1 protein-coding gene and 1 pseudogene are annotated in these 470 nt (G+C 58.1%); one reads left to right on the top strand and one right to left on the bottom strand.

Annotated elements, in window-relative coordinates:
• A partial coding sequence (locus AC5ZG1_RS44315; protein WP_496136557.1) for a nitrilase-related carbon-nitrogen hydrolase occupies nt 1–190 on the bottom strand: 190 nt, incomplete at its 3' end.
• A 54-nt stretch (nt 191–244) separates the two neighbouring features.
• Here AC5ZG1_RS44315 and AC5ZG1_RS44310 point away from each other — a divergent pair.
• Nucleotides 245–470 (top strand): annotated as a pseudogene (locus AC5ZG1_RS44310) (DUF1003 domain-containing protein); the annotation flags it as partial.

Here is a 470-nt window from a genome sequence, read left to right as displayed (position 1 = left end):
GCACCAGGTCTTCCGGCGGATAGCCGGAGATGAAAAGCTCGGTCAACACGAGCAGCTGCGCGCCCTCCCGACCTGCATCGGCGCGTGCTTCACGTGCTTTGGCAAGATTGCCGGCCACATCGCCGACCGTGGGATTGAGCTGGCCGATAGCGATGCGGAAGATATCGGAGAGAGCGTTTTCCTGTGTCATGTCATCTGTTTAGCCTGCGGCTCCCGCTACCGCAACACGTTCGCGGCCAAAGCGTTGCACCGAGCTCACGAATTTTTTGTGAACAGGCGCGCTGAAGGCTTACGGCACCGATGCATTGCAATTTGCCGGCGGAGCGGAATACTGACGCACGAAAGCGGCAGCATTGATAACGGTCATCGGAAACAGGCCATGAATAACTTCTCGAATTTCGTGCACCATCATTTCGACAAACCGGCCGACGAACTCGGCGACACGGAAAAGCGCGTCCTGGCGAAAGCGC

Source organism: Bradyrhizobium sp. Leo78 (assembly GCF_059512425.1).
Note: the sequence above shows the minus strand (reverse complement) of the source record. Positions and strands in the feature narration are given on the sequence as shown.